At 69.1% G+C, this 739-nt stretch carries 2 protein-coding genes and 1 pseudogene; all 3 read left to right on the forward strand.

From position 1 onward, the window contains the following. A pseudogene (locus JCM19049_RS16430) lies at nucleotides 1-189 on the forward strand (hypothetical protein); the annotation flags it as partial. After that, nucleotides 189-422 carry a hypothetical protein gene (locus JCM19049_RS16435; RefSeq protein ID WP_054822072.1) on the forward strand — a complete coding sequence of 78 codons (234 nt, stop codon included), beginning with the start codon at nucleotides 189-191 and terminating at the stop codon, nucleotides 420-422. The pseudogene JCM19049_RS16430 and the gene JCM19049_RS16435, both read left to right, overlap by 1 nt. Before the next feature lie 152 nt (nucleotides 423-574). Beyond that, nucleotides 575-703: a hypothetical protein gene (locus JCM19049_RS21600; protein ID WP_306420837.1), complete on the forward strand. Its 129-nt coding sequence runs from the start codon at nucleotides 575-577 to the stop codon at nucleotides 701-703. Nucleotides 704-739 lie beyond the last annotated feature (36 nt).

Genomic DNA, 739 nt, shown 5'->3' on the forward strand with positions numbered 1-739 from the left:
GCCCGCACCCGGCAGCTGGGGCTGGCCGCGCGCCCGGCCACCGAGGCGGACCTGGGGCAGGCGGACATCATCGTGTGCGCCACTTCCGCCACCGACCCGCTCTTTGACGGATCGCTTATCAAGGACGGGGCGGCGGTGGTGGCCATGGCTCCCACGAACCGCAATTCCGGGAACTGGACGCGAACCTGATGGGCCGTTCACTGATCGTGGTGGAGGAGGTGGACACCGCCCTGCGCGAGGCCGGGGACCTGATCCAGGCCATGGCCGAGGACCCGGACCTGTCGGCCGAGTCGCTGCACACGCTGCGGGACCTGGTGCGCGGCCAAGTCCAGCGGGCCACCGACCGGCCGAACGTGTTCAAGGGGACCGGGATGTCCTGGCAGGACCTGGCCATCGCCGTGGGAGTGCACGAAACCCGCTAATCGGCGGCGCCGCCGATTTGTTGGGCAAAGAGCGCGGGCCGCGGTGCCGGGAGAAGGATTCCCGGTGCCGCGGCCCGCGCCATATTTGCCTGTCGGCAGATCCAGCCGATACCGGTTTCATTCTCACCGTGCGGCACTGGGATACTGGGGCCATGAATGCACCTAGGGAAAACGTGTGGCTTGCCGCCGTTCGAGCCAATCCGGACCATGCCCACAACTACGCGCAGCGCTGGCGCCGGCTGGCCGCCGAGGGCAGCGACATCTACGGCGAGGCCGGATGATTGACGCGATGGCCGAGCGCGGCAGCCGCATCCTGG

Source organism: Arthrobacter sp. JCM 19049 (assembly GCF_001310435.1).

Excerpts from the sequence above, each read along its gene's own strand:
- JCM19049_RS16435 (WP_054822072.1), top strand. The coding sequence starts at position 189 with ATGGGCCGTTCACTGATCGTGGTGGAGGAGGTGGACACCGCCCTGCGC.
- JCM19049_RS21600 (WP_306420837.1), top strand. The coding sequence starts at position 575 with ATGAATGCACCTAGGGAAAACGTGTGGCTTGCCGCCGTTCGAGCCAAT.